Here is a 25,781-nt window from a genome sequence, read left to right as displayed (position 1 = left end):
TTGTCCACCCGCCTAAGGGCAGCGGTCCTGGGGCATCCGATCGGGCACTCCCGCTCGCCCCAGCTTCACCGGGCCGCATACCAGTACCTCGGATTCGACTGCTCGTACGAGGCTATCGACGTCGAAGAATCGGCGGCGGCAGAGTTCGCTGACGCTGTCCGGCGGGAACCGGGCTGGAACGGCCTGTCCGTCACCATGCCGCTCAAGGCTGTTATGGCTGCTGCGGTAGACAGGCTCGATCCGTTGGCCGAGACGCTCGGCGTCCTCAACACCGTGACGTTCGAGGCCACTCCAGAGGGAACGGTCCTCACCGGGTGGAACACCGACGTCGCCGGGCTGGTTAACGCGCTGCGGCACGCCGGTGCCCGGGAGGCGCCCCGCGCAGTTGTGCTGGGCGCCGGGGGAACCGCCTGTGCAGCAGTCGCCGCGCTGGCCAAGCTGGACAGCCCTGCTGTGGACGTCTATGCCCGGAACTACCGGGGCAGTGCCCCGGGCGTCGCATCAGTCCGGGACGTGGGATCCCGGCTTGGCGTGACCGTCAACCTGCACGGCTGGGACGAAGCGGCACAGGCGTGTGCCGGTGCCGACGTCGTCATCTGCACACTGCCGCCCCGCGGTGCGGACGCAGTGGCGGACGAATTCCAGGCGCTCGGTGCGCAGTGCGGCGGAGCTGTCCTGCTGGACGCTGCGTACGACCCCTGGCCCAGCCGGATCGCCTCCGCCTGGGAGTCCGCAGGCGGGAAGATCGTGCCCGGCTTGGAAATGCTGCTTTACCAGGCGGTGGAACAGGTGCGCCTGTTCACCGGTCCGGCCTTTCGCGACGAGGCCGCCGTCATAAACGTGATGTGTGACGCAGTGGGGCTGCCTCCGCGCTGAAGCCCCCTGCCGAACGTGGCAGTATTGAATCCATGTTGCGTTGGTTGACCGCCGGTGAGTCCCATGGGCCTGCACTGGTCGGAATTATTGAGGGCGTCCCCGCGGGCGTCGAAGTAAGCACCCCGTCGATCCAGGAAGCGCTGGCACGGCGCCGTCTTGGCTATGGCCGCGGCGCCCGGATGAAGTTCGAGCAGGACCAGGTGCGCATCCTGGGCGGTGTGCGCCACGGACTGACCCAGGGCGGCCCGATCGCCATTGAGGTGGGCAACACCGAGTGGCCCAAGTGGGAGCAGATCATGGCTTCCGATCCGGTGGATCCCGAGGTCCTCGCTGACCAGGCGCGCAACGCCCCGCTGACCCGGCCGCGTCCGGGGCACGCTGATTTCACCGGCATGCAGAAGTATGGTTTTGACGAAGCCCGGCCCGTGCTGGAACGCGCCAGCGCCCGCGAAACCGCCGCGCGGGTAGCGCTGGGTGCCGTCGCCTCGGCTTTCCTGAAGGAACTCGGCATTGAGCTGGTGAGCCACACGGTGGGCATTGCCGCAGTGAACTCGCCGGAGGGTTCTACCCTGCCGCTTCCTGCCGACGTCGCGGCGCTGGACGCTGATCCGATGCGCTGCTTTGACGCGGCCGTCTCCGAAGCGATGGTCGCGGAGGTCGACGCCGCGCATAAGGAAGGCGAGACCCTGGGCGGAGTCGTCGAAGTCCTCGCCTACGGCCTTCCGCCGGGACTGGGAAGCTACGTGCACTGGGACCGCCGGCTGGACGCCCGCCTGGCAGGTGCCCTGATGGGCATCCAGGCCATTAAGGGAGTGGAAGTCGGCGACGGTTTCCTGACTGCTTCGCGCCGGGGATCTGCCGCCCATGACGAAATCCTCCAGGATGAAGAGGGCCGGGTCATTCGTTCGGGTAATCGTGCAGGCGGCATCGAAGGCGGAATGAGCATCGGCGAGGTGCTGCGCGTGCGTGCGGCAATGAAACCGATTGCCACCGTGCCCCGGGCGCTGAAGACCGTGGACGTCAGCACCGGCGAACCGGCCCGCGCCCACCACCAGCGTTCGGATGTCTGCGCCGTACCCGCAGCCGGCGTCGTCGCCGAGGCCATGGTTGCCCTGGTCCTGGCTGAGGCCGTGACGGAAAAGTTCGGCGGCGATTCCGTGGCCGAAACCGCCCGGAACCTGCGCACTTACCTCGAGAACATCCCGGCCTCGCTCGCCTCGACCGGTACCGGCAGCGGTGCCTGAGCAGCAGCATCTGGTCCTGATCGGGTTGATGGCGGCCGGTAAATCCGTGGTCGGCCGCCAGCTCGCCGCCCGCCTCCGCCTGCCGTACGTCGACACGGACCAGCTGGTCGTCGCCGAACACGGACCGATCCCCGAGATCTTCGCCCGGCACGACGAGAGCTTTTTCCGCCGGGCTGAGGCACGCGCTGTTGCCGGTGCGCTGGCTTCCCCGGTCTGGTCCGTGATTTCCCTGGGCGGGGGAGCAGTGCTGGATTCCGGCACTGCCAAACTCCTGGCGCAGGCTACCGTTGTCTTCCTGGACACTGACCTGGCGACAGTCCTGCCCCGGATCTCCCGTACCGCGCACCGTCCGCTGCTGGCCGGGGACCCGGCCGCACGCTGGACCGCGCTGGCAGAGGTGCGCCGGCCCATCTACGAATCGCTGGCAGACATAGTTATAGACAGCAGGGGGCTTTCCGTCGCGGAAGTCGTGGAACGCATCACCGCAGCCCTGGCCGAAGGAGAGCACTAATGCCCGCAGAACCCACTGTCATCCAGGTGACGGGCGACAAGCCCGCAGAGAATTACGACGTCGTCATCGGCAACGGCCTGCTGGGCCGGCTGCAGGGGATGCTGGGGGAGCGCGTCCGCCGCGTCCTGGTCATTCACCCCCGCGCCCTGCGCACCACGGGGGACACCGTCCGGGACGAACTGGCAGAGGCAGGGCTTACGGCCCTGACCGCCGAAATTCCCGATGCCGAAGAGGGAAAGCACATCCAGGTTGCCTCCTTCTGCTGGCAGGTGCTCGGGCAGAACGATTTCACCCGCTCCGACGCGATTGTGGCCGTGGGCGGGGGCGCCGTCACCGACGTCGCCGGCTTCGTGGCAGCCACCTGGCTGCGCGGGATCAAGGTAGTGCATATCCCCACCAGCCTGCTCGGCATGGTTGATGCCGCCGTTGGCGGGAAGACCGGAATCAACACTGCCGAAGGCAAGAACCTCGTTGGCGCGTTCCATCCTCCGGCCGGCGTGCTGGTGGACCTCGATGCACTGGGGACCCTCCCGAAGAACGAACTGCTCTCCGGCATGGCCGAAGTGGTCAAGTGCGGCTTCATTGCCGATCCGGCCATCCTGGACCTGATCGAATCCAACCTGGACGCGGTCGCGGACGGAAGCTCCGACGTCGTCCGTGAACTGGTGGAGCGCGCGGTGCGGGTCAAGGCCGGCATCGTCTCCGGTGACCTGCGCGAAGCCGGACGCCGGGAGTTCCTGAACTACGGCCACACCCTGGGCCACTCGATCGAACTGGCTGAGCGCTACCAGTGGCGCCACGGCGCGGCTGTTTCCGTCGGTATGGTCTTCGCGGCGGAACTTGGCCGGATGGTCGGACGGCTCGATGATGCCACGGCCGACCGGCACAAGGAGATCCTCACGTCCCTGGGCCTGCCCGTGACGTACCGGAAGGACCGCTGGAGCGCGCTGCTTGACGGCATGCGCCGGGACAAGAAGTCCCGCGGTGACCTGCTGCGTTTCGTGGTCCTCGACGGGCCGGGCAAACCGTCCATCCTGGAAGTGCCGGACACCTCGCTGCTGTTCGCCGCGTACCAGGAGATCGCCTCCGAGCCGGAGAGCGGCATCCGGCTCAGCCTGTAGGCATTTCCTGAACAGGTAGAATGGTCGACGGACCAGACACGCAGATACGCGAAACGACGAAAGAGAAACTGTGGCTACGACCAACGACATCAAGAACGGCACAGTGCTGAAGCTTGAAGGCAACCTGTGGAGCATCATCGAGTTCCAGCACGTAAAGCCGGGCAAGGGTGGTGCGTTTGTCCGTACCAAGATGCGCAACGTGCGTTCTGGCAAGGTCGTCGACAAGACGTTCAACGCCGGCATCAAGATCGAGACTGCCACGGTTGACCGCCGCGACTACCAGTACCTGTACAAGGACGGCGAAGACTACGTGTTCATGGACACGTCCGACTTCGACCAGCTCACCGTCCCCGGCTCGATCGTGGGCGACTACGCCAACTTCATGCTCGAGTCCATGATGGTGACCATCGCCCTCCACGACGGTGCTCCGCTGTACATCGAGCTTCCGGCATCCGTCGTCCTCGAAATCACGTACACCGAGCCGGGCCTGCAGGGCGACCGCTCGACCGGCGGCACCAAGCCCGCCACCGTTGAGACCGGGTACGAGATCCAGGTCCCGCTGTTCCTGGAATCCGGAACCAAGGTCAAGGTCGACACCCGCACCGGCGACTACCTGGGACGCGTTAACGAGTGAGTGCACGCACCAAAGCAAGAACCAGGGCACTGGAAGTGCTCTTCGAAGCGGAACAGCGATCCATGTCTCCGCTTGAGTCCCTCCGTTCCCGCCGGGAAAAGACGGACCAGGTCATCAATCCCTACACCATGGACCTGGTGGAGGGTGTGATCGCCAAGCAGGAACAGATCGACGAGTTCCTGGGTACGTATTCCCAGGGCTGGGCGCTGGACCGGATGCCGGCAGTAGACCGCATCATCCTGCGCATCGGCAGCTGGGAACTGCTCTACAACGAGGAGATCCCGGACAAGGTCGCTATCAGTGAGGCTGTTGAACTGGCCAAGGCGCTCTCCACGGATGAGTCGCCCGCATTCGTCAACGGACTCCTGAGCAGGCTCCACCAGCTGAAGGACTCCCTGCTGGCCTAAGCCGCAGCGATGCTTTCCAAAGCCCGGCAGGTTACTCCTGCCGGGCTTTGTGCTGTCCTGAACCGCTCGGCGGCGGCAGCTATGCCCGGCGGGACACGGCGGCCTGCAGAAGTGACTCGCGGGTGCGGGTCAGTTCTTCCAGCAGCCGTTCTTCGCGGGCCGCATTGCGCCTCGGGTCCCGGCCGTTGACCAGCTGTTGCCGGGTCAGTGCCAGATTGGTCGCCTCCCGGATGAACGCCCTCATGGGTCCCCTGGCGCCGAACTGGGCGGACCAGCCCACTGCCCGGCGGCGACCGTCCGCGGTGGAGAGCATCTGGACCTCCGTCGGCGTGAACCAGCCGGCGGCACAGTACTCACTCAGCCGCTCCCTGGTGAGGCGCTGCTCAGCCTTCCTGAGGTACGCAACCCCTGCCACGGCCAGGCCGAAGAGCGGGACCTGCATCAGGAAGTAGAACAGGAAGAAATCGTCATAGACCAGTGCCATGCCGCCGTTCCAGAACATGTGGCCGGCCACGGCGGCAGCAAGCCCGGCGGTGAATCCCGCAGCTATCCGTCCGCCACCCGGCTTCCGGACTGCGATTCCCAGGGCCAGGCCGATCGCAGCGGTAAAAAGCACGTGGGCGAAAGGCGAGAACAAACCGCGCAGCACAAACACGAATCCCAGCTGCAGCCCGATACTGCCGGCTTCCAGCAGGGCGGCGCTGAAATAGAGGATGTTTTCGATGAAGGCAAAGCCGGCTCCGATAACTCCCGCGTAGACAATCCCGTCCAGGGGGCCGTCAAAGTGGCTTCGGCGCACAAAGACAAGCAGCAGCACCCCGAGCCCCTTGGCCACTTCTTCCACCAGGGGCGCCTGGACCACTGTGGCGACGATGTCCGCCGGCGTCAGGGGGAGCAGCGTCATGAGGACCTCATTGACCATGCTGCCCAGCAGCAGGGTAATCGCCACAGAAACGCCTGCGCCCCAGAGGAAAGCGAACACCAGTGCTCCGCGTGGTTCGGGCTCCCAGCGGTCGATCCAGTGCAGGCCCAGCAGGCAGATCCCCAGCGGGATGAGGGCCAGGATGCCGCACAGCAGGAAGGCTTCGCTTCCCAGGGCTGCGAACAGGAACATTCCGACGCCGGCCACCACGGCGGCCGCTGCAATGAGCAGCAGCACGTTGAGCACTCCTGCGCTGCCGCGCCGGGCGGGCCGCGGCATGCCGAAGCCGGGCAGCTCAGCAGCCGGATGTCCCGGGTGCACTGGCTGACCAGGATGGCCCGGTTGCCCCGGCAGTCCCGGCTGGCCGGGCTGCGCTGGCTGCTGTGGCTGCCCCGCGGGCAGGGACGTCATACTCCTGTGCCTGTCATCGCCCCAGAATATACGGCTCACCTGCTGTGATAGTTTTGGAGGGCATTCAACCTTTAAATCCGTCCTGTGAGGCGGGGAAGGAGGAAGCAGAATATGGGTCCCAGTGATCCGCCGCAGGCCGTTATGCCTGCCCGCACCGTTCTGGCTTCAGCTGATATTGACCGAGCATTAACCCGCATCGCCCACGAGATCCTCGAGGCCAACAAGGGCGGCACCGACCTGGTGCTGATGGGTATTCCCCGCCGCGGCTATCCGCTGGCCCGCCGCCTCGCCGCAAAAATCGCAGCCGCTGATCCCTCCGTGGATGCCGCTGCCATCACCGGGCAGCTCGACGTCACGATGTTCCGTGACGACCTGGCACGCCAGCCCACGCGTCCTCCGCACCCCACTGAACTGCCCCCCAGCGGCATCGACGGCAAAGTCGTCGTATTGGTTGACGACGTGCTCTTCTCCGGGCGGACCATCCGCGCGGCCCTGGATGCGCTGATCGACCTGGGACGGCCGCGCGCGGTCCGGCTGGCGGTCCTGGTGGACCGCGGGCACCGGGAACTGCCGATCCGGGCAGACCACGTAGGAAAGAACCTGCCCACAGCCGCCGTTGAAACGGTGCGCGTCCGGCTGGCCGAGACGGACACCCCGGCCGTGGACGAAGTAGTCATTGAAGGCACCGTATGAAGCACCTGCTCTCCACTCTGGACCTCTCCTACCAGGACGCCATCTCCATCCTGGACACAGCGGAGGCCATGTCCGCAGTAGGGGAGCGTGAGGTCAAGAAGCTTCCGGCCCTGCGCGGACGGACAGTGGTGAACCTTTTCTTCGAAGACTCCACGCGTACCCGCATTTCCTTTGAGGCCGCAGCGAAACGGCTGTCGGCCGACGTCATCAACTTCTCCGCCAAGGGCTCCTCAGTGTCCAAGGGAGAGTCGCTGAAGGACACGGCGCAGACGCTGGCCGCTATCGGCGCGGACGCCGTCGTCATCCGCCACGGCGCCTCCGGCGCTCCGGCGCGGCTGGCCGGCTCCGGCTGGATCGATGCCGCCGTGCTTAACGCCGGAGACGGAACGCATGAGCACCCCACCCAGGCACTGCTGGACGCTTTCACCATGCGCCGGCACTGGGCGCGGCTGCACGGCACCGGCTCACAGGGAACGGACCTCTCCGGCATGCACGTGGCGATCGTAGGGGACATCCTGCATTCCCGGGTGGCCCGGTCCGATCTGTGGCTGCTGAAGACCCTGGGCGCGGATGTCACCCTGGTGGCTCCCCCCACGCTGCTGCCCTTCGGCGTCGAAACGTGGCCCTGCACGGTCAGCTACTCCCTGGACGAGACGCTGGAGACCCGCCCCGACGCCGTCATGATGCTCCGCGTCCAGGCGGAACGGATGCATTCGGCCTTCTTCCCGACGGTCCGTGAGTACTCCCGCCGCTGGGGTTTCGACGACGTCCGCCTGGACCGGCTGGATGCCCTGGGGCTGGAGGACACGATCCTGCTGCATCCCGGCCCCATGAACCGCGGATTGGAAATCTCTTCCCGCGCCGCCGATTCGCGCCGTTCCACCGTGCTGGAACAGGTCAGCAACGGCGTCTCCGTCCGCATGGCCGCCCTCTATCTCCTGCTCTCCGGCGAGGGCACCTCACAGCGCACACCACAGGAAGCTTCCGCACAGTGACTACTGCAACACCCGCACCCTCCGTAAACCCCGTCCACTCGGCATCCGGTTACCTTCTCCGCGGCGCCTCGCTGCTGGGCGCCGAACGTGCCGACCTCCTCATCCGCGGCGGCGTGATCGCCGCCGTGGGCCAGGACCTCGAGGCGCCCGAAGGCGCCCTGGTAATCGACGCCGACGGCCTCGTCGCCCTGCCCGGCATGGTGGACCTGCACACGCACCTGCGCGAACCCGGACGCGAAGACGCGGAAACAGTTGAAACCGGTACCCGCGCCGCCGCCCTGGGCGGCTTCACCGCGGTCCATGCCATGGCCAATTCCAACCCGGTGGCTGATACCGCCGGCGTGGTGGAGCAGGTATACAGCCTGGGCCTGAAGTCCGGCTGGGTCGACGTCCGCCCCGTCGGTGCCGTGACCGTGGGCCTGAAGGGCGAACGCCTGGCCGAGCTCGGCGCCATGGCCGACTCACGTGCCCGCGTCCGCGTCTTCTCCGACGACGGCATGTGCGTCCATGATCCGGTGCTGATGCGCCGCGCGCTGGAATACGTGAAGGCGTTCGACGGCGTCGTCGCCCAGCATGCCCAGGAACCGCGGATGACCGACGGCGCCCAGATGCACGAGGGCGAGGTCAGCGCCATCCTCGGGCTGCCCGGCTGGCCCGCCGTCGCCGAAGAATCGATCATCGCCCGTGATGTCCTGCTGGCCCAGCACACCGGCTCACGCCTGCATGTCTGCCATGTCTCCACCGCCGGCTCCGTGGAGATCATCCGCTGGGCCAAGGAACGCGGCATCAGCGTCACCGCCGAAGTCACGCCGCACCACCTGCTGCTGACCGACGAGTCCGTGCGCAGCTACGACCCGGTGTACAAGGTGAATCCTCCGCTGCGCACCGAATCGGACGTCCAGGCGCTTCGCCGCGGCCTGGCCGACGGAACGATCGACATTGTCGGCACTGACCACGCCCCGCACCCAAGCGAGCACAAGGAATGCGAATGGGCCCAGGCAGCCATGGGCATGACCGGACTGGAAACCGCGCTCTCGGTGGTCCAGGCGACCATGATCGATACGGGAATGATGACGTGGGCGGACTTTGCCCGCGTGACATCGGCCACTCCGGCAGAGATTGGCCGGGTTGCGACGCAAGGCAGGCCGCTGGAAACGGGGGAACCGGCCAACGTCATATTGGTTGACCCGGCTGCGCGGCGTGTGGTGGACCCGCATAAGATGGCAACCATGGGCAAAAACAGTCCTTACGCAGGCCTGGAACTGCCCGGAGCGGTTCGCGCGGCTTTCTTTGCCGGACACCCCACCGTCCTGGACGGGGCCTTGAACGCACCGCGCCCCGCACCCGCTGAGGAGACGCCGTGGATTGGCTGATATTTCTTATCTGCGTCGTCATCGGCGCGGCCGTTATCCTGGCGCTTTTTGCGCTGGGCTGGCGCGGCCGCCGGCAGCGGCAGGCGGATATTCCGCGGCCCCGCCCGCTGCCTGACGGCCTTGACCTTCCGCGGTTCGAGGCAGACGGCCAGTATGTGGCCACCACCACCGCCGGAGACTGGCTGGACCGGGTAGCGGTCTACGGTCTGGGCGTGAAGTCGGTCGCCACCGCTGCCGTGTTCGACGAGGGACTGCTTTTCGCCCGCAAGGGAGCACCGGACGTCTGGATTCCCCGGGCCGACCTGCGCGATGTTCGCCTGGAACGCGGCATGGCCGGAAAGTTCGTGGAGAAGGAAGGCCTGGTCCTGGTGACCTGGCAGCTCGGACCAAAACCGGTCGACACCGGGTTCCGCACCCGGGCAGCCGACCACAAGACACCCCTGGTTTCGGCGATCAAGGCGCTGCTGCCGGAATCTGCAACATCTAGCGAGGAACAACTGTGACAGTGAACCAAACGCCCGCCCCGAGTACAGCTGTCCTCATGCTGGAGGACGGCCGGACCTTCCGCGGCCGCAGCTACGGCGCCAAGGGAACTGCCTTGGGCGAGGCCGTCTTCGCCACCGGCATGACCGGGTACCAGGAAACCATCACGGATCCTTCCTACGCCCGCCAGCTGGTGGTACAGACCGCTCCGCACATCGGCAACACCGGTGTAAACAGCGACGACGCCGAATCCCGCCGCATCTGGGTGGCCGGCTACATCGTCCGCGACGCCGCCCGCAAGCCCTCGAACTGGCGCTCTGAGCGCACGCTCGACGAAGACCTCGCCGCCCAGGGCGTCGTCGGGATCTCCGGAGTCGATACCCGGGCCATCACCCGCCACCTGCGTGAACGCGGCGCCATGAAGGCAGGCATCTTCTCCGGCGAAGCAGCACAGCGCACCGACGCCGAACTGCTGGCCGAAGTCCGCGCCCAGGAGTCCATGGCCGGTGCCCGGCTCGCGGAGGAAGTGAGCATCGAGGCGGCCTACGTCGTCGAGCCCGCAGCCCACGGCTGGGAAGGCGAGCCGCTGTTCACCGTCGCCGCACTGGACCTTGGCATCAAGTCGATGACCCCGGTCCGCTTCGCCGAGCGCGGTGTGCGCGTCCACGTGCTGCCCGCCTCCGCCACCCTCGAGGACGTCCAGGCACTGAACCCGGACGGCGTCTTTATGTCCAACGGTCCGGGCGATCCCGCTACGGCTGATGACCAGGTGAAGCTGCTGCGCGACGTGCTGGACACCGGCACCCCGTTCTTCGGCATCTGCTTCGGGAACCAGATCCTCGGACGGGCCCTCGGCTTTGGCACCTACAAGCTGCCCTACGGCCACCGCGGCATCAACCAGCCGGTCCTGGACCGCCGCACCGGCAAGGTGGAAATCACCTCCCAGAACCACGGCTTCGCCGTCGACGCACCGCTGGACGGGCCGGTCACCGCTCCGGAAGCCCGCTTCGGCAAGGTTGAAGTCAGTCACATCAGCCTCAACGACAACGTGGTGGAAGGCCTCGCCTGCCTGGACATTCCGGCATTCTCCGTCCAGTACCACCCCGAAGCCGCCGCCGGCCCGCACGACTCCGCCTACCTCTTCGACCGCTTCGTCGACCTGATGGCCTCCAGCAAGAACAAGGAATCCCGCTAATGCCCCGCAGAACCGATCTCAAGTCCGTCCTGGTGATCGGCTCCGGCCCGATCGTCATTGGCCAGGCCGCCGAATTCGACTACTCCGGCACGCAGGCACTGCGCGTGCTGAAGGAGGAAGGCCTGCGGGTCATCCTGGTCAACTCCAACCCCGCCACGATCATGACCGACCCGGAGTTCGCCGACGCGACCTACGTCGAGCCGATTACCCCGGAAGTGGTCGAGAAGATCATCGCCAAGGAACGCCCCGACGCCGTCCTGCCCACCCTCGGCGGACAGACGGCGCTGAACACCGCAATCGCCCTCGACAAGAACGGCGTGCTGGAGAAGTACAACGTTGAACTCATCGGCGCCAACATCGAAGCCATCGAGCTCGGTGAAGACCGTGAGAAGTTCAAGGGCGTCGTCGAGCGCTGCGGTGCCGAATCGGCGAAGTCGATCATCGTGCACAGCATGGACGAAGCCTTCGCCGCGGCGGACGAGCTGGGCTACCCGATGGTGGTCCGTCCCTCCTTCACCATGGGCGGGCTCGGCTCCGGCCTGGCCTACAACGCCGAAGACCTGCGCCGCATCGCCGGCGCGGGCATCCAGTACAGCCCGACCTCCGAGGTGCTGCTCGAAGAGAGCATCCTCGGCTGGAAGGAATACGAGCTGGAAATGATGCGGGACAAGAACGACAACGTGGTGGTTGTCTGTTCCATCGAGAACTTCGATCCCGTCGGCGTGCACACCGGCGACTCCATCACCGTGGCCCCGGCCATGACCCTGACGGACCGCGAGTACCAGAACCTGCGCAACATCGCGATCGCCGTCATCCGCGAGGTGGGCGTCGACACCGGCGGCTGCAACATCCAGTTCGCCATTGAACCGGACACCGGCCGCGTCGTCGTCATTGAAATGAACCCTCGCGTTTCGCGCTCCTCCGCCCTCGCCTCGAAGGCCACCGGGTTCGCGATCGCGAAAATCGCCACGAAGCTCTCGCTCGGCTACACGCTGGATGAGATCCCGAACGACATCACCAAGAAGACTCCTGCCTCCTTCGAACCGACGCTGGACTACGTTGTCGTGAAGGTGCCGCGCTTCGCGTTCGAGAAGTTCCCGGCAGCCGATCCCACGCTGACCACCACCATGAAGTCCGTCGGCGAAGCCATGGCCATTGGCCGCAACTTCACCGAGGCGCTGCAGAAGGCCCTGCGTTCCCTGGAACAGAAGGGCTCCCAGCTCTCCTTCGACCCGGTGGACCCCGCCGCGGTGCCGGGGCTGATCGAAGCTGCCAAGCGTCCCACGACGCAGCGCCTGGCCCAGGTCCAGCAGGCCCTGCTGGGCGGCGCCACCGCCGAACAGCTCTACGAAGCAACCGGCATCGACCCCTGGTACCTCGACCAGCTGGAACTGATCAACGAGGTGGCGCAGGAAATCGCCGCCGCCGGCCAGATCACCGAAGAGCTGCTGCGCCTGGCCAAGCGACACGGATTCTCCGACGAACAGATCGGCAAGCTGACCAACCAGCCCGAGTCCGTGGTCCGCGGTGTCCGGCACGTGCTGGGCATCCGTCCGGTGTACAAGACGGTGGACACCTGCGCCGCGGAATTCGCGGCCTACACGCCCTACCACTACTCCTCCTACGACGAGGAGGACGAAGTTGCGGCGCACGCCAAGCCGTCCGTGATCATCCTCGGTTCGGGCCCGAACCGCATCGGCCAGGGCATCGAGTTCGACTACTCCTGTGTCCACGCCACCATGGCGCTGCGCGAAGCCGGGCACGAGACCGTGATGATCAACTGCAACCCCGAAACGGTGTCCACGGACTACGACATCTCGGACCGTCTGTACTTCGAGCCGCTCACCCTTGAGGACGTCCTCGAGGTTATCCACGCCGAGCAGCGCACCGGCGGCGTCCTGGGCGTCTTCGTGCAGCTGGGCGGGCAGACCCCGCTGAAGCTGGCGCAGTCGCTGGCCGACGCCGGCATCCCGATCCTGGGCACGTCCCCGGAGGCAATCGACCTGGCAGAGCACCGCGGTGCCTTCCAGCGGGTCCTGGACGAAGGCGGGCTCATCGCCCCGAAGAACGGCACCGCTGTCTCCTTCGAGGACGCCAAGAAAATTGCCGACGAGATCGGGTACCCGGTCCTGGTCCGACCGTCCTACGTCCTGGGCGGACGCGGCATGGAAATCGTCTACGACGAGGCCAACCTCTCCCGCTACATCGCCAACGCGACGGAAATCACCCCGGACCACCCCGTCCTGGTGGACCGCTTCCTCGAAGACGCCATCGAGATCGACGTCGACGCCCTCTTCGACGGAACCGACCTGTACGTCGGCGGGATCATGGAACACATCGAGGAAGCCGGCATTCACTCCGGTGACTCGGCCTGCGTGCTGCCGCCCATCACGCTCGGCACCGATGTGGTGGACCGCGTGGTGGAAGCCACCCGTGCCATCGCCTCCGGCGTCGGAGTCCGCGGCCTGATCAACATCCAGTTCGCGCTGGCCTCGGATGTGCTCTACGTGATCGAAGCCAACCCGCGTGCCTCCCGCACCGTGCCGTTCGTCTCCAAGGCCACCGGCGTGCAGCTGGCCAAGGCCGCAGCGCTGATCGGCATGGGCACCACGATCGCGCAGCTGCGCGCCGACGGAAAGCTCAAGGCCACTGGCGACGGTTCGGCCCTGCCGTTGGACGCTCCGGTGGCGGTCAAGGAAGCCGTGCTGCCTTTCAGCCGCTTCCGCACCCCGGAAGGTACGGTCGTCGACTCCCTGCTGGGTCCGGAAATGCGTTCCACCGGTGAAGTCATGGGTATCGACAAGTACTTCGACACCGCCTTCGCCAAATCCCAGGCCGCAGCGAACTCGGCCCTGCCCACGGCGGGGAAGGTCTTCGTCTCGGTCGCCAACCGGGACAAGCGCGCGATCATCATGCCGGTCAAGCTCATGAGCGACCTCGGCTTCGAGATCCTCTCCACCGGCGGCACGGCCGACGTGCTGCGCCGCAACGGCATCCAGGCCACCACCGTCCGCAAGGTCGGCGAGGGCACCGGACCGGACGGCGAAGGCACCGTGGTTGACCTCATCACCGCCGGGGACATCAACATGGTCATCAACACCCCCTCGGGCGGTCAGGCCCGCGGCGACGGCTACGAGATCCGCGCCGCCGCGACATCGATCGGCTGCCCGGTCATCACAACGGTGTCCGAGTTCACCGCAGCCGTGCAGGCCATCGAAGCGATGCGTTCCTACGAGTGGGATGTCTGCTCGCTCCAGGAATACGCGGCCAAGCTCCAGGCCTCCACCGTTGCCTGAGGATCAGGCCGGTAACTCTGCCCGCAGGCGCGCACCGTTTGGTGCGCGCCTGCGGGCGGCGATGGACGCGCGCGGCCCGCTCTGCGTCGGAATTGATCCCCATCCTGGCCTGCTGGCTGCCTGGGGACTGAACGACGACGCCGCCGGCCTCGAGCATTTCTCGCTCACCGTCCTGGAGGCGGTGGGGGAGCGGGCTGCTGCCCTGAAACCCCAGGTGGCGCTGTTCGAACGCCACGGCTCCGCCGGCATTGCGGTGCTGGAGAAGCTGCTGGCAGCCTGCGCTGAGTCGGACGTCCTGACCATTGCCGACGCCAAACGCGGGGACATTGGCTCCACCATGGCGGCCTACGCTGATGCCTGGCTGCGAGAGGGGTCACCCCTGGCGGCGGACTCGGTGACGCTTAGCCCGTACCTGGGTTACGAATCGCTGCGTCCGGCACTGGACCTGGCGGCCGCCACCGGCCGCGGGGTGTTCGTACTGGGCCTGACGTCGAACCCGGAAGGCGCCTCCGTCCAGCACGTCGGCGGGGACCGCTCGGTCGCAGCGCGCATCGTGGATGCCGTGGCTGCCGAAAATGCCGGCGAGCTGCCGCTGGGTTCCACCGGCCTCGTGGTTGGCGCCACCGTCGGCACGGCGCTGGCGGATCTGGGCATTGACCTGGAAGCTGCCAACGCACCGATCCTGGCTCCGGGCCTCGGCGCCCAGGGCGCCACTGGCCGGGACCTGCAGTCCACGTTCGGCGGCGCCTACCGCAACGTCCTGGCCACCTCCAGCCGGGAGATTCTCCAAGCGGGGCCGGACAAAGCGTCGCTGCAGGCCGCAGCGGAGCGGACGCTGGAAGGGCTGCCCCGCGCGTAGGGGTTCGCAGTGGCTTTCGAAGCCGGTATCCGTTGCAAAGCGGACACCTTGCGGATAGGTTCGGACACTAGCCAAGTAACCGACTGACCGCCGGGCCAAACAGGGACCGGGCGGGCTGACTTCGTCCGGGAGAGTCAATTGAACCTCAAACCACTGACCGAAGCAGAGCGCACCAGGGCGCGGGAAAAGGCCACCGCCGCCCGCACTGTGCGGGCTGAGATTAAGTCCAGGATCAAGTCCGGTGAGCTTTCCATCGAAGAGGTCATCGTTTCGCGTTCCAGTGAGGAAGCCGTGGGGCGCCTGAAGGTAGTGGACCTGCTGCGTGCACTGCCCGGTGTGGGGGAGCGGCGCGCAGCTGGAATAATGGCTACCGTGGGTATCGCCCCGACCCGCCGCGTGCGGGGTCTCGGTGTCCACCAGCGCAAGGCGCTGATTGAATTGCTCGAGTCCGACTGAGCCTGTTCCGCGCACCGCGGGCGGCGGCGTCGGACCTTCAACAAACCAAGTGAGGTCTACGTGTCGCAACCGCGGCTGACAGTTCTGGCAGGTCCCACCGCCGTTGGCAAAGGCACTGTGTCCACCTATATCCGGGACAACTATCCGGATGTCTGGCTTTCCGTATCCGCCACGACCAGGGCTCCGCGCCCGGGCGAAGAAAACGGCGTCCACTACTTCTTCGTCAGCGGCGAGGAGTTCGACCAGCTGGTCGCCGACGGCCAGATGCTGGAGTGGGCCGTCGTCCACGGCCATAACCGGTACGGGACGCTGAGGCGGACGGTCGAGGCAGCGATGGCAGAGGGCCGGTCCGTCCTGCTGGAGATCGATCTGCAGGGAGCGCGCCAGGTCAAGGAGTCCATGCCCGAGGCCAATTTCGTGTTCCTGGCACCGCCGTCGTGGGACGAAATGGTCCGCCGTTTGGTCGGCCGGGGCACGGAAACACCCGAAGAGCAGCAGCGCCGGCTGGAAACCGCTAAACTGGAACTTGCTGCCGAGCCCGAGTTCGATCACACTGTCATCAATGATGACGTTCAGCGGGCTGCAGCAGAGCTCGTTTCACTCATGGGGATCAGCCCTCGCCAACGCTGAGCTGCTGTTCTTGATCCGCACGAAAACTTTGGAGATCTTTTGTCTACCCAGCCTGAAGGCATCATCAACCCGCCGATCGACGACCTGCTGACGGCCGCTGATTCCAAGTACGCCCTGGTCATCTACGGCGCCAAGCGCGCCCGCCAGATCAACGCCTACTACTCCCAGCTGCACGAAGGCCTGTTCGAATACGTTGGCCCGCTGGTGGAAACCAAGCTCAACGAGAAGCCGCTGTCCATCGCCCTGCGCGAGATCAACGACGGCATGCTGGTGGTCCGCGCGAACGAAACCGCGGAATAAGCCGAATAGCGGAACCACCGCAAGGGAGGTAGGGCAGGCGTGCGCATTGTCCTGGGGGTAGGCGGCGGCATCGCCGCCTACAAGTCGGCATCGCTGCTGCGCCTGTTCACTGAAGCCGGCCACACCGTCCAGGTGGTGCCCACGGAGGCGTCAACGCGTTTTGTCGGCATCGCCACATGGGAGGCATTGTCCGGCCACCCCGTCAGCACTTCGGTGTTCGACGCCGTGGACACGGTGAACCACGTCCGGCTCGGCCATGAGGCTGACCTGATCGTGGTGGCACCGGCTACCGCGGACCTGCTGGCGCGGGCCGCGGCAGGACTGGCCTCCGACCTGCTGACCAACACGCTCCTGATGGCACGCGGGCCGGTGTTCTTCGCCCCGGCCATGCACACGGAAATGTGGAATCATCCCGCTACGCAGGCAAATGTGGCCGCCCTGCGGTCGCGCGGGGCGGTCGTCATGGAACCGGCATCGGGCCGGCTCACCGGCAAGGATTCAGGTCCCGGCCGGCTGCCGGAACCGTCGGAGATCTTTGCCGCTGCCCTGGCTGCTGCCGCGCCAGTAGGGGCCGCTGCGGGCAGGCTGGCCGGAAAAACCGTAACTGTCACCGCCGGAGGTACCCGGGAGCCCCTGGATCCGGTCCGCTTCCTCGGCAACCGCTCCTCCGGAAAACAGGGCGCTGCCGTCGCCGAAGCTGCCCTGGCTGAGGGCGCCCGCGTCCGGCTGATCGCCGCCCATATGGAGGTCCCCGTTCCGGCCGGCGCTGAGCTGGTGCAGGTGGAGACCGCCCTGGAACTGCGGGTCGCGGTGCATCAGGCCGCAGCGGAGACGGACATCCTGGTGATGGCTGCCGCAGTCGCCGACTTCCGCCCCGGCGAGCTGGCCGAAAACAAAATCAAGAAGCGCGACGACGGAGCCGATCCGGTCATCACCCTGGTGCGGAACCCCGACATCCTGGCTGAGGCTGTGCAGCGCCGTGCCGAACTCGGCAGCGGCCCGGCCCTGATCGTCGGCTTCGCGGCCGAAACCGGTGACGGTACGTCCTCTGTCCTGGAATACGGCCGCCGAAAACTGGAACGCAAGGGCTGTGACCTGCTGGTCCTGAACCAGGTGGGCCGTTCGCTGGTGTTCGGCCAGGACACCACGGAGGTGCGCATCCTCTCCCCGCAGGACGCCCCCGGGACCGAGCCGATTGCCGTCGCCGGCACCAAGGCAGAGATCGCCCGGCATATCCTGGACCGCATTGCCGACGAGCTTGACGCGCCCCTGCCGTCCCATTAACCGCAAGAAGATAACTGACGCTGCTGTGCCCCGAGTCGCACCGCACGTCCACCGAAGGGGAGTGTCCCCGGAACGAAGTAGAGTAAACCCGTGACTTCCAGCAATACGCCTGCCAGCGCCGAGCGCACCCTCCGGCTGTTCACCTCCGAGTCTGTGACGGAGGGACATCCGGACAAAATCTGTGACCAGATCAGCGACGCGATCCTGGACGGGCTGCTCAAGGCAGATCCCGAATCCCGGGTAGCCGTGGAGACCCTCGTGACCACCGGACTGGTGCACGTCGCGGGTGAGGTGACCACGGAAGGCTACGTGGAGATTCCCCAGCTGGTCCGGGACACGATTCTGGAAATTGGCTATGACTCGTCTGCCAACGGATTCGACGGTGCCCGCTGCGGCGTCTCCGTCTCGATCGGCCAGCAGTCCCCGGAAATCGCCTCGAGGGTCTTCAACTCGGTGGAGAACCGCTCCGGCACCTCCGTTGATCCCCTCGATGCGCAGGGAGCCGGCGACCAGGGCATCATGTTCGGTTTCGCCAGTGACGAGACCAGCGTCCTCATGCCCACGCCCATTTGGCTGGCGCACCGGCTCTCCGAGCGCCTGACCCAGGTCCGCAAGAACGGCATGCTGCCCTACCTGCGTCCGGACGGCAAGACGCAGGTGACCATCGGGTACGACGGCGACCGTCCGGTTTCCGTAGACTCCGTGGTCGTCTCCACCCAGCACGCCGCAGACCTGGACCAGGAGAAGCTGCACGCTGACATGATTTCCCAGGTGGTGGAGCCGGTCCTGGCCGGCACCGACCTGGATACCTCGAACGTCCGGCACATCATCAATCCCGGCGGGCCTTTCGTGATCGGCGGTCCCGTTGGGGACGCCGGTCTGACCGGCCGGAAGATCATCGTCGACACCTACGGCGGTTTCTCCCGCCACGGCGGCGGAGCCTTCAGCGGCAAGGACCCGAGCAAGGTGGACCGCTCAGCTGCCTACGCCATGCGCTGGGTTGCCAAGAACGTGGTTGCCGCCGGCCTGGCCCGCCGGGTGGAAATCCAGATCGCCTACGCAATCGGCATGGCCCATCCCGTGGGTATCTACGTCGAAACCTTCGGCACCGAAACGGTGGACCCGGCGCGCATCGCCTCCGCCATTGAGGACGTATTCGACCTGCGTCCGCTGGGCATCATCAACGCCCTGGACCTGAAGCGGCCCATCTACCAGAAGACTGCGGCACACGGCCACTTCGGCCGTGAAGAGGAAGGCTTCACCTGGGAGCGCCTCGACAAGGTCGAGGACCTGCGCAGCTACTTCAACGCCTAGCCCCCATGGGAGAGCGGGCCGGCCACGGCACCCCGGAAAGCGAGGCCGTCCAGCTTTCACTGCTGCACGGCTTCGCCCAGCCGGCAGCTCCGGTGGGCAAGGCCCAAACTGCACCGGCCCTGCCGATTGCACGGGTCCTGCTGGATTCACCGCTTCCGCACCTGGACCGCCCTTTCGATTACCTGGTTCCGGCGGAACTCGACGGCGATGCACGTCCCGGCGTGCGCGTTAAAGTCCGGTTCGGGGGCCAGGAGCTGCCCGGTTTCCTCACCGCGCGGCTGGAATCCTCCGAGACCACCGCCCGGCTGGTGTACCTCGGCAAGGTGGTGTCACCGGTCCCCGTCCTCAGCCCGGAGATCCTCTCACTGGCCGAGGCCGTGGCGGCACGGTATGCCGGATCGGTCCACGACGTGCTGCGCGTAGCAGTACCGCCCCGCGTTGCCCGCGTAGAGAAGGAATTCGCCGGCCGGACAGTTGACGGGGCCCTGAAGACCGATCTCCCCGGCAGCGGGCCCGCAACCAGCGCCGATACCCCCGGCTCTGAAAGCGGGGCTGAAACCGGGAGCGTCCCGGAGACCACCAGTCCCTTCCGTCTCTACCCGCATGGTCCACGGTTCCTGGGGCATCTTGCCGCCGGACACAGCCCGCGTGCGGTCCTGGCCTCGCTGCGGGGTTACGGCCCCGACGCATGGCCGGAGGAAATCGCGGCTGCTGTCGAGGCTACTGTGCTTTCCGGGCGCGGTGCCGTCGTCGTCGTGCCGGACCAAAAGGACCTGGCGCGCGTCATGGCAGCCCTGCAGGCCCGCGTACCCGAAGGTACCGCCGTCCGCCTGACCGGTGAAGACGGGCCGACGCCGCGCTACCGCAGCTTCCTTCAGCTCCTCTACGGGGATGCGTCTGTTGCCGTCGGCACCCGCTCTGCCGCTTATGCCCCGGTGGCGAACCTGGGGCTGGTCTGCATTTGGGATGACGCTGACGGCCTGCACGCCGAGCAGCGGGCCCCTTACCAGCATGCCCGTGACGTGCTGCTGCTGCGGGCAGAGGCTGCGGGTGCGGGCATGCTCGTCGCCTCCCATGCCCGCAGTACCGAAGCCCAGCGGCTTGTCGAGTCCGGGTGGGCGGCCGCCCTCGGCGCCGAGCGTGCGCTGGTCCGGAAGTCGACGCCGCGGGTGGTGAGCACCGCGGATAGCTTCAGCATGGAACGCGACCCGCTTGCCGCGCGGGCCCGGATCCCGCACGCTGCCTGGAAAGCTGCACAGGATGGCCTCAAGCGCGGGCCGGTGCTTGTGCAGGTGGCACGTACCGGGTTTTCACCTGCCCTTTCCTGCCAGGACTGCCGTGAACCCGCACGCTGCAGGCAGTGCCAGGGACCGCTGGCGCAGGCCGGCCGCAACGCCCTGCCTGCCTGCCGCTGGTGCGCGCGGCCGGAGCCGCGGTGGCATTGCCCTTCCTGCGGAAGCTTCCGGCTTCGTGCTTCGACTGCCGGCGCCGGCCGCACTGCCGAAGAGCTGGGGCGGGCCTTTCCGTCGGTGCCCGTCATTTCCTCCGCCGGAGACCATATCCGCACCGATGTTCCGGATGCGCCGGCCCTGGTCGTGGCAACGCCGGGAGCCGAGCCCGTTGCGCCGTCCGGTTACGCGGCCGGACTGCTGCTGGACGGCACGGCCATGCTCTCGAGACAGTCACTGCACGCGCAGGAAGAAACCCTGCGGCGCTGGCTGACCGCCGCCGCGCTGGTTCGGCCCGCGGGCGACGGGGGAGTGGTGGTGGTGACTGCGGACGACTCTGCCACCGTGGGACACCTGCTGCGGTGGGATCCGGCGGGTGCAGCGGAGCGGGAGCTCGGCCTCCGCCGGGAACTGGGCCTGCCTCCGGCGGTCAGGTTTGCGGAGCTCACCGGTTCCCGGGAAGGCCTCGAGGGATTCATCTCCCGGCTCGAGGTGCCGGACACGGCACGGATCGTGGGACCGGCGCCGGTGGAGGACACGGCGTCGTACCGCAGCGAGGAACAAGGGAACCTGAACGGAGCGGTGCGCTGGCGCACCCTGTGTTTCTTCCCCTATGCCGACGCCGCCGCACTCACCGCGGCCATGCGCGCCGCCAAGGCCGCCCTGTCGGCCCGGCGCACAGGCGATCCCGTCTATATCAGGGTTGACGGACAAGACATCCTGTAGCCGCCTAGGCAGCTTCGCCGGGGAGCTCCTGCCGGGGAAACGCGACCGGGACGCTGCGCCGGCGGCGCCCCGCCTTCACGGGAAGATACAGGCTCAGGACTCCGGCGGCATAATGCGGTGCAATCCCGGCAGCGTCAACACTTTCGCCGACCATCACCCGGCGGAGGATCTGCCCGGCTTCGCGGTCACGGACATCCCAGCGGGTATCCCGGTCCATGCCCCGCAGCGTGCGGTAGGCACGGATCACGACTGCCGGTCCGTCTATTTCCACCTGGAGGGAACCGGGATCAATTCCCGGCAGGTCTGCATTGAGCACCAGGTAGCCATCGCTCCGGTAGAGGTCGACGGCGGTGCCTCCGCGCGCCGCGCTGCGCGCCTGCAGTACCGCCCTGAGATGTTCGCGATCCCGGGGCAGGTCCCCCATGGGCATGTCGATCAACTCCTGCAAAGTCGTTCTTTGGTGTAGCAATTTTAGGTCCGGCCTTTCTGCCTTCCCCAATTGAAACGGTGTGAGTTACGCCAAACCGTCGGCGTAGGCCCGGGGAAACGCTCGTGATAGACAGGATGCTGATAGTTCATTCGTGTGTCCGGGGGAGCACACCTGAAAGGAGATCCATGTCCTATTCCGGGAAGAGCCGTGAAATCCAGCTGGCGTCGCGCCCCAAAGGGTGGCCCGCCGATGAGAATTTCCGGCTCACGGAGGTGCCGGTCCCGGAGCTGCAGGACGGCCAGGTTCTGGTGCGCAACACGCTGATGTCCGTGGATCCGTACATGCGCGGGAGGATGAATGACGCAAAGTCCTACGTGCCGCCGTTCCAGCTCGACCAGCCGCTGGAAGGCGGTGCGGTTGGTGAAGTCGTGGAATCACGTTCCGAGGCGCATAAGCCGGGGGACACCGTGCTGCACAGCTTCGGCTGGCGGGACTACGCCGTGGTCGACGGGAAGAGGGCCCGGGGAATCGACACCGGGCTGGCACCGGCCAGCGCCTATCTCGGTGCGCTGGGGCTGACCGGACTCACGGCCTGGGCAGGGCTGACCAAGGTTGCGGGATTCAAGGAGGGCGACGCAGTCTTCGTGTCCGGAGCTGCCGGGGCGGTGGGCTCCCTGGCCGGACAGATCGCCAAGGCGCTGGGTGCCGGCCGCGTTATCGGCAGTGCCGGGTCCCCGGAGAAAGTGGAGCGGCTGCTTGAACTGGGGTTCGACGCCGCGTTCAACTACCACGACGGTCCCGTGAAGGAGCAGCTCAAGGAAGCCGCTGCCGGGGACGGCATTGACGTCTACTTCGACAACGTCGGAGGTGAGCATCTGGAAGCTGCGATTTCCGTCCTGAACAAATACGGCCGGGTGGCCATGTGCGGAGCAATCTCTGCCTACAACAGCACCGAGCCGCAGTGCGCTCCCCGGAACCTCTTCCAGGCGATCGGCAAGGAGCTCACCCTGCGCGGCTTCATTGCCAACAGCTACAACCGGTACGCCGGTGAATTCGCCGGCCTGATGGCCTGATGGCTGCGGGACGGGAAGGTCAGCTATGACGAGACCTTCGTTGACGGCTTGGAGAACGCACCCCGGGCCTTTATCGACATGATGAAAGGTGCCAACCGGGGCAAGATGATCGTCCGGCTGGCCTAGCCCTGCCGGTGCAGCCGGACCGGCGGGCGGCGCCGGTCCCGGCGTTTGCCGGCGAAGAGGCGCGACGCTTCTTCCGCCGCCTGTACCAGCTGTGCCGCGGAATTGTCCCAGTCGTACTCGGCTGCCCGCCGTACCCCGGCGGCTGATGCCTCCTGCCAGCGTTCCGGCGTCGAAAGTTCATCCACTGCCGAGGCGAACGCCTTGGGACGGTCCGGGTCCACCAGGAGTGCAGCTCCGCCGGATACCTCGCGGAAGATGGGAATGTCGCTGGCAATCACCGGCGTCCCGGCGGCCATGGATTCGATCACCGGCAGGCCGTAGCCTTCCGCCTTGGAGAGCGTGACCAGGGCCGTTCCCCGCCGCAGCAGGGAATCATATTCCTCGTCGCTCACGCCGTTGTGGAACACCAGGCGCGAGGGGTCGTCGGTGAGCGCTTCCAGCTCCGCACGCCGTTCCGGACTAATCCGGCTGAGCAGATGCAGCGTGTATCCGGGAAGGCCGGACATGCCGCGGACGATCGTTTCGACATTCTTGTAGGGCATGAACGATCCCATATACAGCAGGATCTTCTCCGGCGGACTGCCGGCATCCCGCGGAACAGCGCCGGGCTGCGGAGCATTGGAGACCAGGCGCACCGGACGCCTGGTCAGCCGGTGCCGCGTCATCATGTCCTTCGTGGTGTGGCTGATCGTGGCGACGACGTCGGCACGGTTGAGCAGCAGGCGCTGCGGCCAGTAGGCCAGGTGGTAGAGCCGCCACAGCAGGCGGACCGGTGCCGGCAGGAAACGCGGCGGTGTGGGGTTCTGGTAGTAGATCAGGTCGTGCAGGGTCAGGACCAGCGGATACCGCCGGCCCCAGGACCCCATGGTCTGCATCGGGCAGACGACGGCGTCGGCGCCCAGCTTGTTCACCTGGCGGGCCACGAAGAGCTCGGCGGGGGAGAGCGGGGAATTGATCTTGGTCCAGGGCACGTCCGGCAGCAGTGCGAGCTGCCGCTCATCACTGATGAGCATGTGGACCTCGGCGCGGCGGGAGACCGCTTCAATGAGGCTTGCGCCGTAGCGGCTGATCCCGTCGTGCTGGTCTGTTCGGGTGAACCGGGCATCGAAGACGATTTTCATGAGGTGGCGTGCCTCCGCTTCAGGAAATCGGTGATGAGTGCCGCAGCCGTATCGGGTGCCTCGTAGTGCACCAGGTGGCCGGCTCCCTCGATGATCTCCAGCTCTGCATCCGGAATCAGCGAGGCCAGGCGCTGCTGGGCCGGGACGGAACCGAGGTCGTCCCGGTCCGCCGCGATCAGCAGGACGGGCATCGCCAGCCGGGCTGCCGAATCCCGTACCGTTTCGGAAATGGAGGACCGGAAGGCTTCCAGTACGACGGCGCGGGAGGCAAAAGCGCTGAAATAGGCATCGTGCTGGGCATGGATCCAGCGGCGGAGCCCCGGGACGCGGGTCTTTGCCATGAGCACACTCATGGCACGGACAATCAGCGGATTCGTCAGCAGTGCGTGTCCCGGGCCTTCCGGCAGTTTGGCCGCGGCCAGGTAGTACAGCTCGGCGATCTTGCTCGTAATGCCCTTGGGGCCTTCCAGCGCGGGTTCACAGATGGGGTTGACCAGGATGAGTTCACTGATCAGCTCCGGAGAGCCGGCTGCCAGGCGGGCAGCGATGATGGACCCAAAGGAATGGCCGAGCAGGACGGTGTGCGGGCCGAGTCCGAGGGACCCGAACGATTCGCGCACGAAATCCGCGTAGGCCTGCGCATCGTGCGTGCCCGGCAGGACTGCGCCCTGGCCGAATCCGGGCAGGTCCGGCACGATCACACGGTGCGCGGGCAGCGCCTCGACGATGCGGAGCAGGCCGTGGTGGTCTCCGCGGAAGCCGTGCACCATGAAAATTGCCGGTGCTTCCTCCAGGTCCGCGGCAGCGGGGAAGTCCCAGAAACGCTGCGCTGTTCCCTGCACCGGAAGGGTGCGGATATTGGCCTGTCGTTCGTAGGGCAGCGGAACTCCGCCGGAAACTGCGTGCCGGTGAAGCAGGGGCACTAGTTCACCTCGCTGGGATCAGACCCGGTGCGGCGGCCGCAATCGAGTTCGTTGAGCGCGGACATCTGTTCGGCACTGAGTTCGAAGGAGAAAATATCCAGGTTGGCGGCCATTCGGTCTTCGCTGCTGGCCTTGGGAATCACGGTGTTGCCGTTCTGGAGGTGCCAGCGCAGGACCACCTGTGCTGCGGAGCGCCCGGTGTCCACGGCAATGTCTTTGACTACCGGATCCTCAAGGACAGCGCCGCGGCCCAGGGGACTCCAGGCGACGGTGCGGATGCCATGTGCGTCGTGGAATTTCAACAGGTCAGACTGGTTCAGCCAGGGGTGAGCCTCCACCTGGTTCACCGCGGGCACCACGCTGGTCGCGTCCATGAGCTCCTCAAGGTGCTCCCGGTGGAAATTCGAGACGCCAATCGCCCGGATCCGACCCTGCGCATACAACTCTTCGAGCGCACGGTAGGTTTCCGTGAACAGGCCGCGGGCCGGGCAGGGCCAGTGGATCAGGTACAGGTCAAGGTAATCGAAGCCGAGTTTCTCCATGGACGTGTCAAAGGCGCGGAACGCGGCGTCGTATCCCTGGTCGGTGTTCCACAGTTTCGACGTGACGAAGAGGTCTTCCCTGACCACATGCCCGGCGTCCGTAAAGTTCCTGACCGCTGCTCCGACGCCCTCTTCGTTTCCATACAGGGCAGCCGTGTCGATATGCCGGTAGCCGAGCGAGAGCGCCGCGCTGACCAGTGACGCGGTGTCCGCCGGAGGAACCTTGTAGGTCCCGTACCCTGCCTGGTCCATGAGTACGCCGTTGTTCAGGGTCACTTTTGCTGCCGGTTCCATGCTGCAACTCTACCGAGAGAAGCAGGCATGCACTTCGTCCGCGGCGGGCCGGTGTCGCAAACCCCTACGGGAGTTTCCCCCGGTTTATGGCCTT

24 protein-coding genes and 1 pseudogene are annotated in these 25,781 nt (G+C 66.5%); 20 read left to right on the top strand and 5 right to left on the bottom strand.

Features of this window, described 5'->3' with window-relative positions; all coding sequences use genetic code 11:
* From LOC59_RS08070 to nusB, 6 genes are all read left to right on the top strand, one after another.
* Positions 1 to 876, top strand: coding sequence for a shikimate dehydrogenase (locus LOC59_RS08070; protein ID WP_227916689.1), 876 nt, complete (start codon positions 1 to 3; stop codon positions 874 to 876).
* A gap of 32 nt (positions 877 to 908) precedes the next feature.
* Entirely contained in the window at positions 909 to 2,120 is a 1,212-nt protein-coding gene (aroC, locus tag LOC59_RS08065; RefSeq protein ID WP_227895726.1) for a chorismate synthase, read from the top strand.
* Positions 2,113 to 2,631 (top strand): shikimate kinase, encoded by a 519-nt coding sequence (locus LOC59_RS08060; protein ID WP_229971391.1) that lies wholly within the window; start codon positions 2,113 to 2,115, stop codon positions 2,629 to 2,631. The genes aroC and LOC59_RS08060 overlap by 8 nt, the downstream gene beginning before the upstream one ends.
* Positions 2,631 to 3,752 (top strand): 3-dehydroquinate synthase, encoded by a 1,122-nt coding sequence (gene aroB / locus LOC59_RS08055; protein ID WP_229971389.1) that lies wholly within the window; start codon positions 2,631 to 2,633, stop codon positions 3,750 to 3,752. Before LOC59_RS08060 ends, aroB begins: the two co-directional genes overlap by 1 nt.
* A 70-nt stretch (positions 3,753 to 3,822) precedes the next feature.
* Positions 3,823 to 4,386 carry an elongation factor P gene (gene efp / locus LOC59_RS08050; RefSeq protein WP_227895729.1) on the top strand — a complete coding sequence of 188 codons (564 nt, stop codon included), beginning with the start codon at positions 3,823 to 3,825 and terminating at the stop codon, positions 4,384 to 4,386.
* On the top strand, positions 4,383 to 4,793 hold the full coding sequence (gene nusB, locus LOC59_RS08045) for a transcription antitermination factor NusB (protein WP_227895730.1): 411 nt from the start codon (positions 4,383 to 4,385) through the stop codon (positions 4,791 to 4,793). The genes efp and nusB overlap by 4 nt, the downstream gene beginning before the upstream one ends.
* Before the next feature lie 79 nt (positions 4,794 to 4,872).
* On the opposite strand, the gene LOC59_RS08040 is transcribed toward nusB, so the two are convergent.
* Positions 4,873 to 6,036, bottom strand: a complete 1,164-nt coding sequence (locus tag LOC59_RS08040) for a PrsW family intramembrane metalloprotease (RefSeq protein ID WP_229971387.1) — start codon at positions 6,034 to 6,036, stop codon at positions 4,873 to 4,875.
* Positions 6,037 to 6,237: 201 nt separating this feature from the next.
* Between LOC59_RS08040 and pyrR the strand changes: the two genes are divergently transcribed.
* The 13 genes from pyrR (at position 6,238) to LOC59_RS07975 (ending at position 21,178) form a co-directional block, all read left to right on the top strand.
* Complete coding sequence (pyrR, locus tag LOC59_RS08035; RefSeq protein ID WP_269437245.1) at positions 6,238 to 6,819, top strand: bifunctional pyr operon transcriptional regulator/uracil phosphoribosyltransferase PyrR; 582 nt, start codon at positions 6,238 to 6,240, stop codon at positions 6,817 to 6,819.
* Positions 6,816 to 7,814 carry an aspartate carbamoyltransferase catalytic subunit gene (locus tag LOC59_RS08030; RefSeq protein ID WP_227895732.1) on the top strand — a complete coding sequence of 333 codons (999 nt, stop codon included), beginning with the start codon at positions 6,816 to 6,818 and terminating at the stop codon, positions 7,812 to 7,814. The genes pyrR and LOC59_RS08030 overlap by 4 nt, the downstream gene beginning before the upstream one ends.
* Complete coding sequence (locus LOC59_RS08025) at positions 7,811 to 9,187, top strand: dihydroorotase (RefSeq protein WP_229971385.1); 1,377 nt, start codon at positions 7,811 to 7,813, stop codon at positions 9,185 to 9,187. Before LOC59_RS08030 ends, LOC59_RS08025 begins: the two co-directional genes overlap by 4 nt.
* On the top strand, positions 9,175 to 9,690 hold the full coding sequence (locus tag LOC59_RS08020; protein ID WP_227895734.1) for a PH-like domain-containing protein: 516 nt from the start codon (positions 9,175 to 9,177) through the stop codon (positions 9,688 to 9,690). The genes LOC59_RS08025 and LOC59_RS08020 overlap by 13 nt, the downstream gene beginning before the upstream one ends.
* Positions 9,691 to 9,728: 38 nt before the next feature.
* Positions 9,729 to 10,865, top strand: coding sequence for a glutamine-hydrolyzing carbamoyl-phosphate synthase small subunit (gene carA, locus LOC59_RS08015; protein ID WP_227916733.1), 1,137 nt, complete (start codon positions 9,729 to 9,731; stop codon positions 10,863 to 10,865).
* Positions 10,865 to 14,161 carry a carbamoyl-phosphate synthase large subunit gene (gene carB, locus LOC59_RS08010; protein WP_227895735.1) on the top strand — a complete coding sequence of 1,099 codons (3,297 nt, stop codon included), beginning with the start codon at positions 10,865 to 10,867 and terminating at the stop codon, positions 14,159 to 14,161. Before carA ends, carB begins: the two co-directional genes overlap by 1 nt.
* A complete protein-coding gene (gene pyrF / locus LOC59_RS08005; RefSeq protein ID WP_227895736.1) occupies positions 14,154 to 15,020 on the top strand; it encodes an orotidine-5'-phosphate decarboxylase in 867 nt (288 codons plus the stop codon). Before carB ends, pyrF begins: the two co-directional genes overlap by 8 nt.
* Before the next feature lie 138 nt (positions 15,021 to 15,158).
* Positions 15,159 to 15,476, top strand: coding sequence for an integration host factor, actinobacterial type (mihF, locus tag LOC59_RS08000; protein ID WP_227895737.1), 318 nt, complete (start codon positions 15,159 to 15,161; stop codon positions 15,474 to 15,476).
* Between the two features lie 60 nt (positions 15,477 to 15,536).
* Positions 15,537 to 16,106 carry a guanylate kinase gene (gmk, locus tag LOC59_RS07995; protein WP_227895738.1) on the top strand — a complete coding sequence of 190 codons (570 nt, stop codon included), beginning with the start codon at positions 15,537 to 15,539 and terminating at the stop codon, positions 16,104 to 16,106.
* A gap of 39 nt (positions 16,107 to 16,145) precedes the next feature.
* Positions 16,146 to 16,406, top strand: coding sequence for a DNA-directed RNA polymerase subunit omega (gene rpoZ / locus LOC59_RS07990; RefSeq protein WP_055241005.1), 261 nt, complete (start codon positions 16,146 to 16,148; stop codon positions 16,404 to 16,406).
* A gap of 39 nt (positions 16,407 to 16,445) precedes the next feature.
* Positions 16,446 to 17,690, top strand: a complete 1,245-nt coding sequence (coaBC, locus tag LOC59_RS07985; RefSeq protein ID WP_229971383.1) for a bifunctional phosphopantothenoylcysteine decarboxylase/phosphopantothenate--cysteine ligase CoaBC — start codon at positions 16,446 to 16,448, stop codon at positions 17,688 to 17,690.
* Positions 17,691 to 17,780: 90 nt separating this feature from the next.
* A complete protein-coding gene (metK, locus tag LOC59_RS07980; protein ID WP_227916696.1) occupies positions 17,781 to 19,004 on the top strand; it encodes a methionine adenosyltransferase in 1,224 nt (407 codons plus the stop codon).
* Between the two features lie 5 nt (positions 19,005 to 19,009).
* On the top strand, positions 19,010 to 21,178 hold the full coding sequence (locus LOC59_RS07975) for a primosomal protein N' (RefSeq protein WP_229971381.1): 2,169 nt from the start codon (positions 19,010 to 19,012) through the stop codon (positions 21,176 to 21,178).
* A gap of 4 nt (positions 21,179 to 21,182) precedes the next feature.
* Here the strand turns inward: LOC59_RS07975 and LOC59_RS07970 are convergent, their stop codons facing one another.
* Positions 21,183 to 21,626: an Hsp20/alpha crystallin family protein gene (locus tag LOC59_RS07970; protein ID WP_227916698.1), complete on the bottom strand. Its 444-nt coding sequence runs from the start codon at positions 21,624 to 21,626 to the stop codon at positions 21,183 to 21,185.
* A gap of 167 nt (positions 21,627 to 21,793) precedes the next feature.
* Here LOC59_RS07970 and LOC59_RS07965 point away from each other — a divergent pair.
* Positions 21,794 to 22,807, top strand: a pseudogene (locus LOC59_RS07965) (NADP-dependent oxidoreductase).
* Here LOC59_RS07965 and LOC59_RS07960 read toward each other — a convergent pair.
* From LOC59_RS07960 to LOC59_RS07950, 3 genes are read right to left on the bottom strand one after another with little or no spacing between them, the layout of a single operon-like run.
* On the bottom strand, positions 22,804 to 23,928 hold the full coding sequence (locus LOC59_RS07960; RefSeq protein ID WP_229971379.1) for a glycosyltransferase family 4 protein: 1,125 nt from the start codon (positions 23,926 to 23,928) through the stop codon (positions 22,804 to 22,806). The pseudogene LOC59_RS07965 and the gene LOC59_RS07960 overlap by 4 nt on opposite strands.
* The gene (locus tag LOC59_RS07955; RefSeq protein WP_229971377.1) at positions 23,925 to 24,851 is read right to left on the bottom strand and encodes an alpha/beta fold hydrolase; all 927 of its coding nucleotides are present in this window, start codon (positions 24,849 to 24,851) and stop codon (positions 23,925 to 23,927) included. The genes LOC59_RS07960 and LOC59_RS07955 overlap by 4 nt, the downstream gene beginning before the upstream one ends.
* Complete coding sequence (locus LOC59_RS07950) at positions 24,851 to 25,687, bottom strand: aldo/keto reductase (protein WP_227895746.1); 837 nt, start codon at positions 25,685 to 25,687, stop codon at positions 24,851 to 24,853. Before LOC59_RS07950 ends, LOC59_RS07955 begins: the two co-directional genes overlap by 1 nt.
* Between the last annotated feature and the right edge of the window lie 94 nt (positions 25,688 to 25,781).

The sequence above is a fragment of the Arthrobacter sp. zg-Y916 genome, from assembly GCF_020907385.1.
Classification (GTDB): domain Bacteria; phylum Actinomycetota; class Actinomycetes; order Actinomycetales; family Micrococcaceae; genus Arthrobacter_B; species Arthrobacter_B caoxuetaonis.
This window is presented reverse-complemented; position numbering and strand designations above follow the sequence as displayed.

Coding starts and splice junctions, on each gene's coding strand:
- aroC (WP_227895726.1), top strand. CDS start 909: ATGTTGCGTTGGTTGACCGCCGGTGAGTCCCATGGGCCTGCACTGGTC.
- aroB (WP_229971389.1), top strand. CDS start 2,631: ATGCCCGCAGAACCCACTGTCATCCAGGTGACGGGCGACAAGCCCGCA.
- pyrR (WP_269437245.1), top strand. CDS start 6,238: ATGGGTCCCAGTGATCCGCCGCAGGCCGTTATGCCTGCCCGCACCGTT.
- LOC59_RS08030 (WP_227895732.1), top strand. CDS start 6,816: ATGAAGCACCTGCTCTCCACTCTGGACCTCTCCTACCAGGACGCCATC.
- carA (WP_227916733.1), top strand. CDS start 9,729: ATGCTGGAGGACGGCCGGACCTTCCGCGGCCGCAGCTACGGCGCCAAG.
- carB (WP_227895735.1), top strand. CDS start 10,865: ATGCCCCGCAGAACCGATCTCAAGTCCGTCCTGGTGATCGGCTCCGGC.
- LOC59_RS07975 (WP_229971381.1), top strand. CDS start 19,010: ATGGGAGAGCGGGCCGGCCACGGCACCCCGGAAAGCGAGGCCGTCCAG.
- LOC59_RS07960 (WP_229971379.1), bottom strand. CDS start 23,928: ATGAAAATCGTCTTCGATGCCCGGTTCACCCGAACAGACCAGCACGAC.
- LOC59_RS07950 (WP_227895746.1), bottom strand. CDS start 25,687: ATGGAACCGGCAGCAAAAGTGACCCTGAACAACGGCGTACTCATGGAC.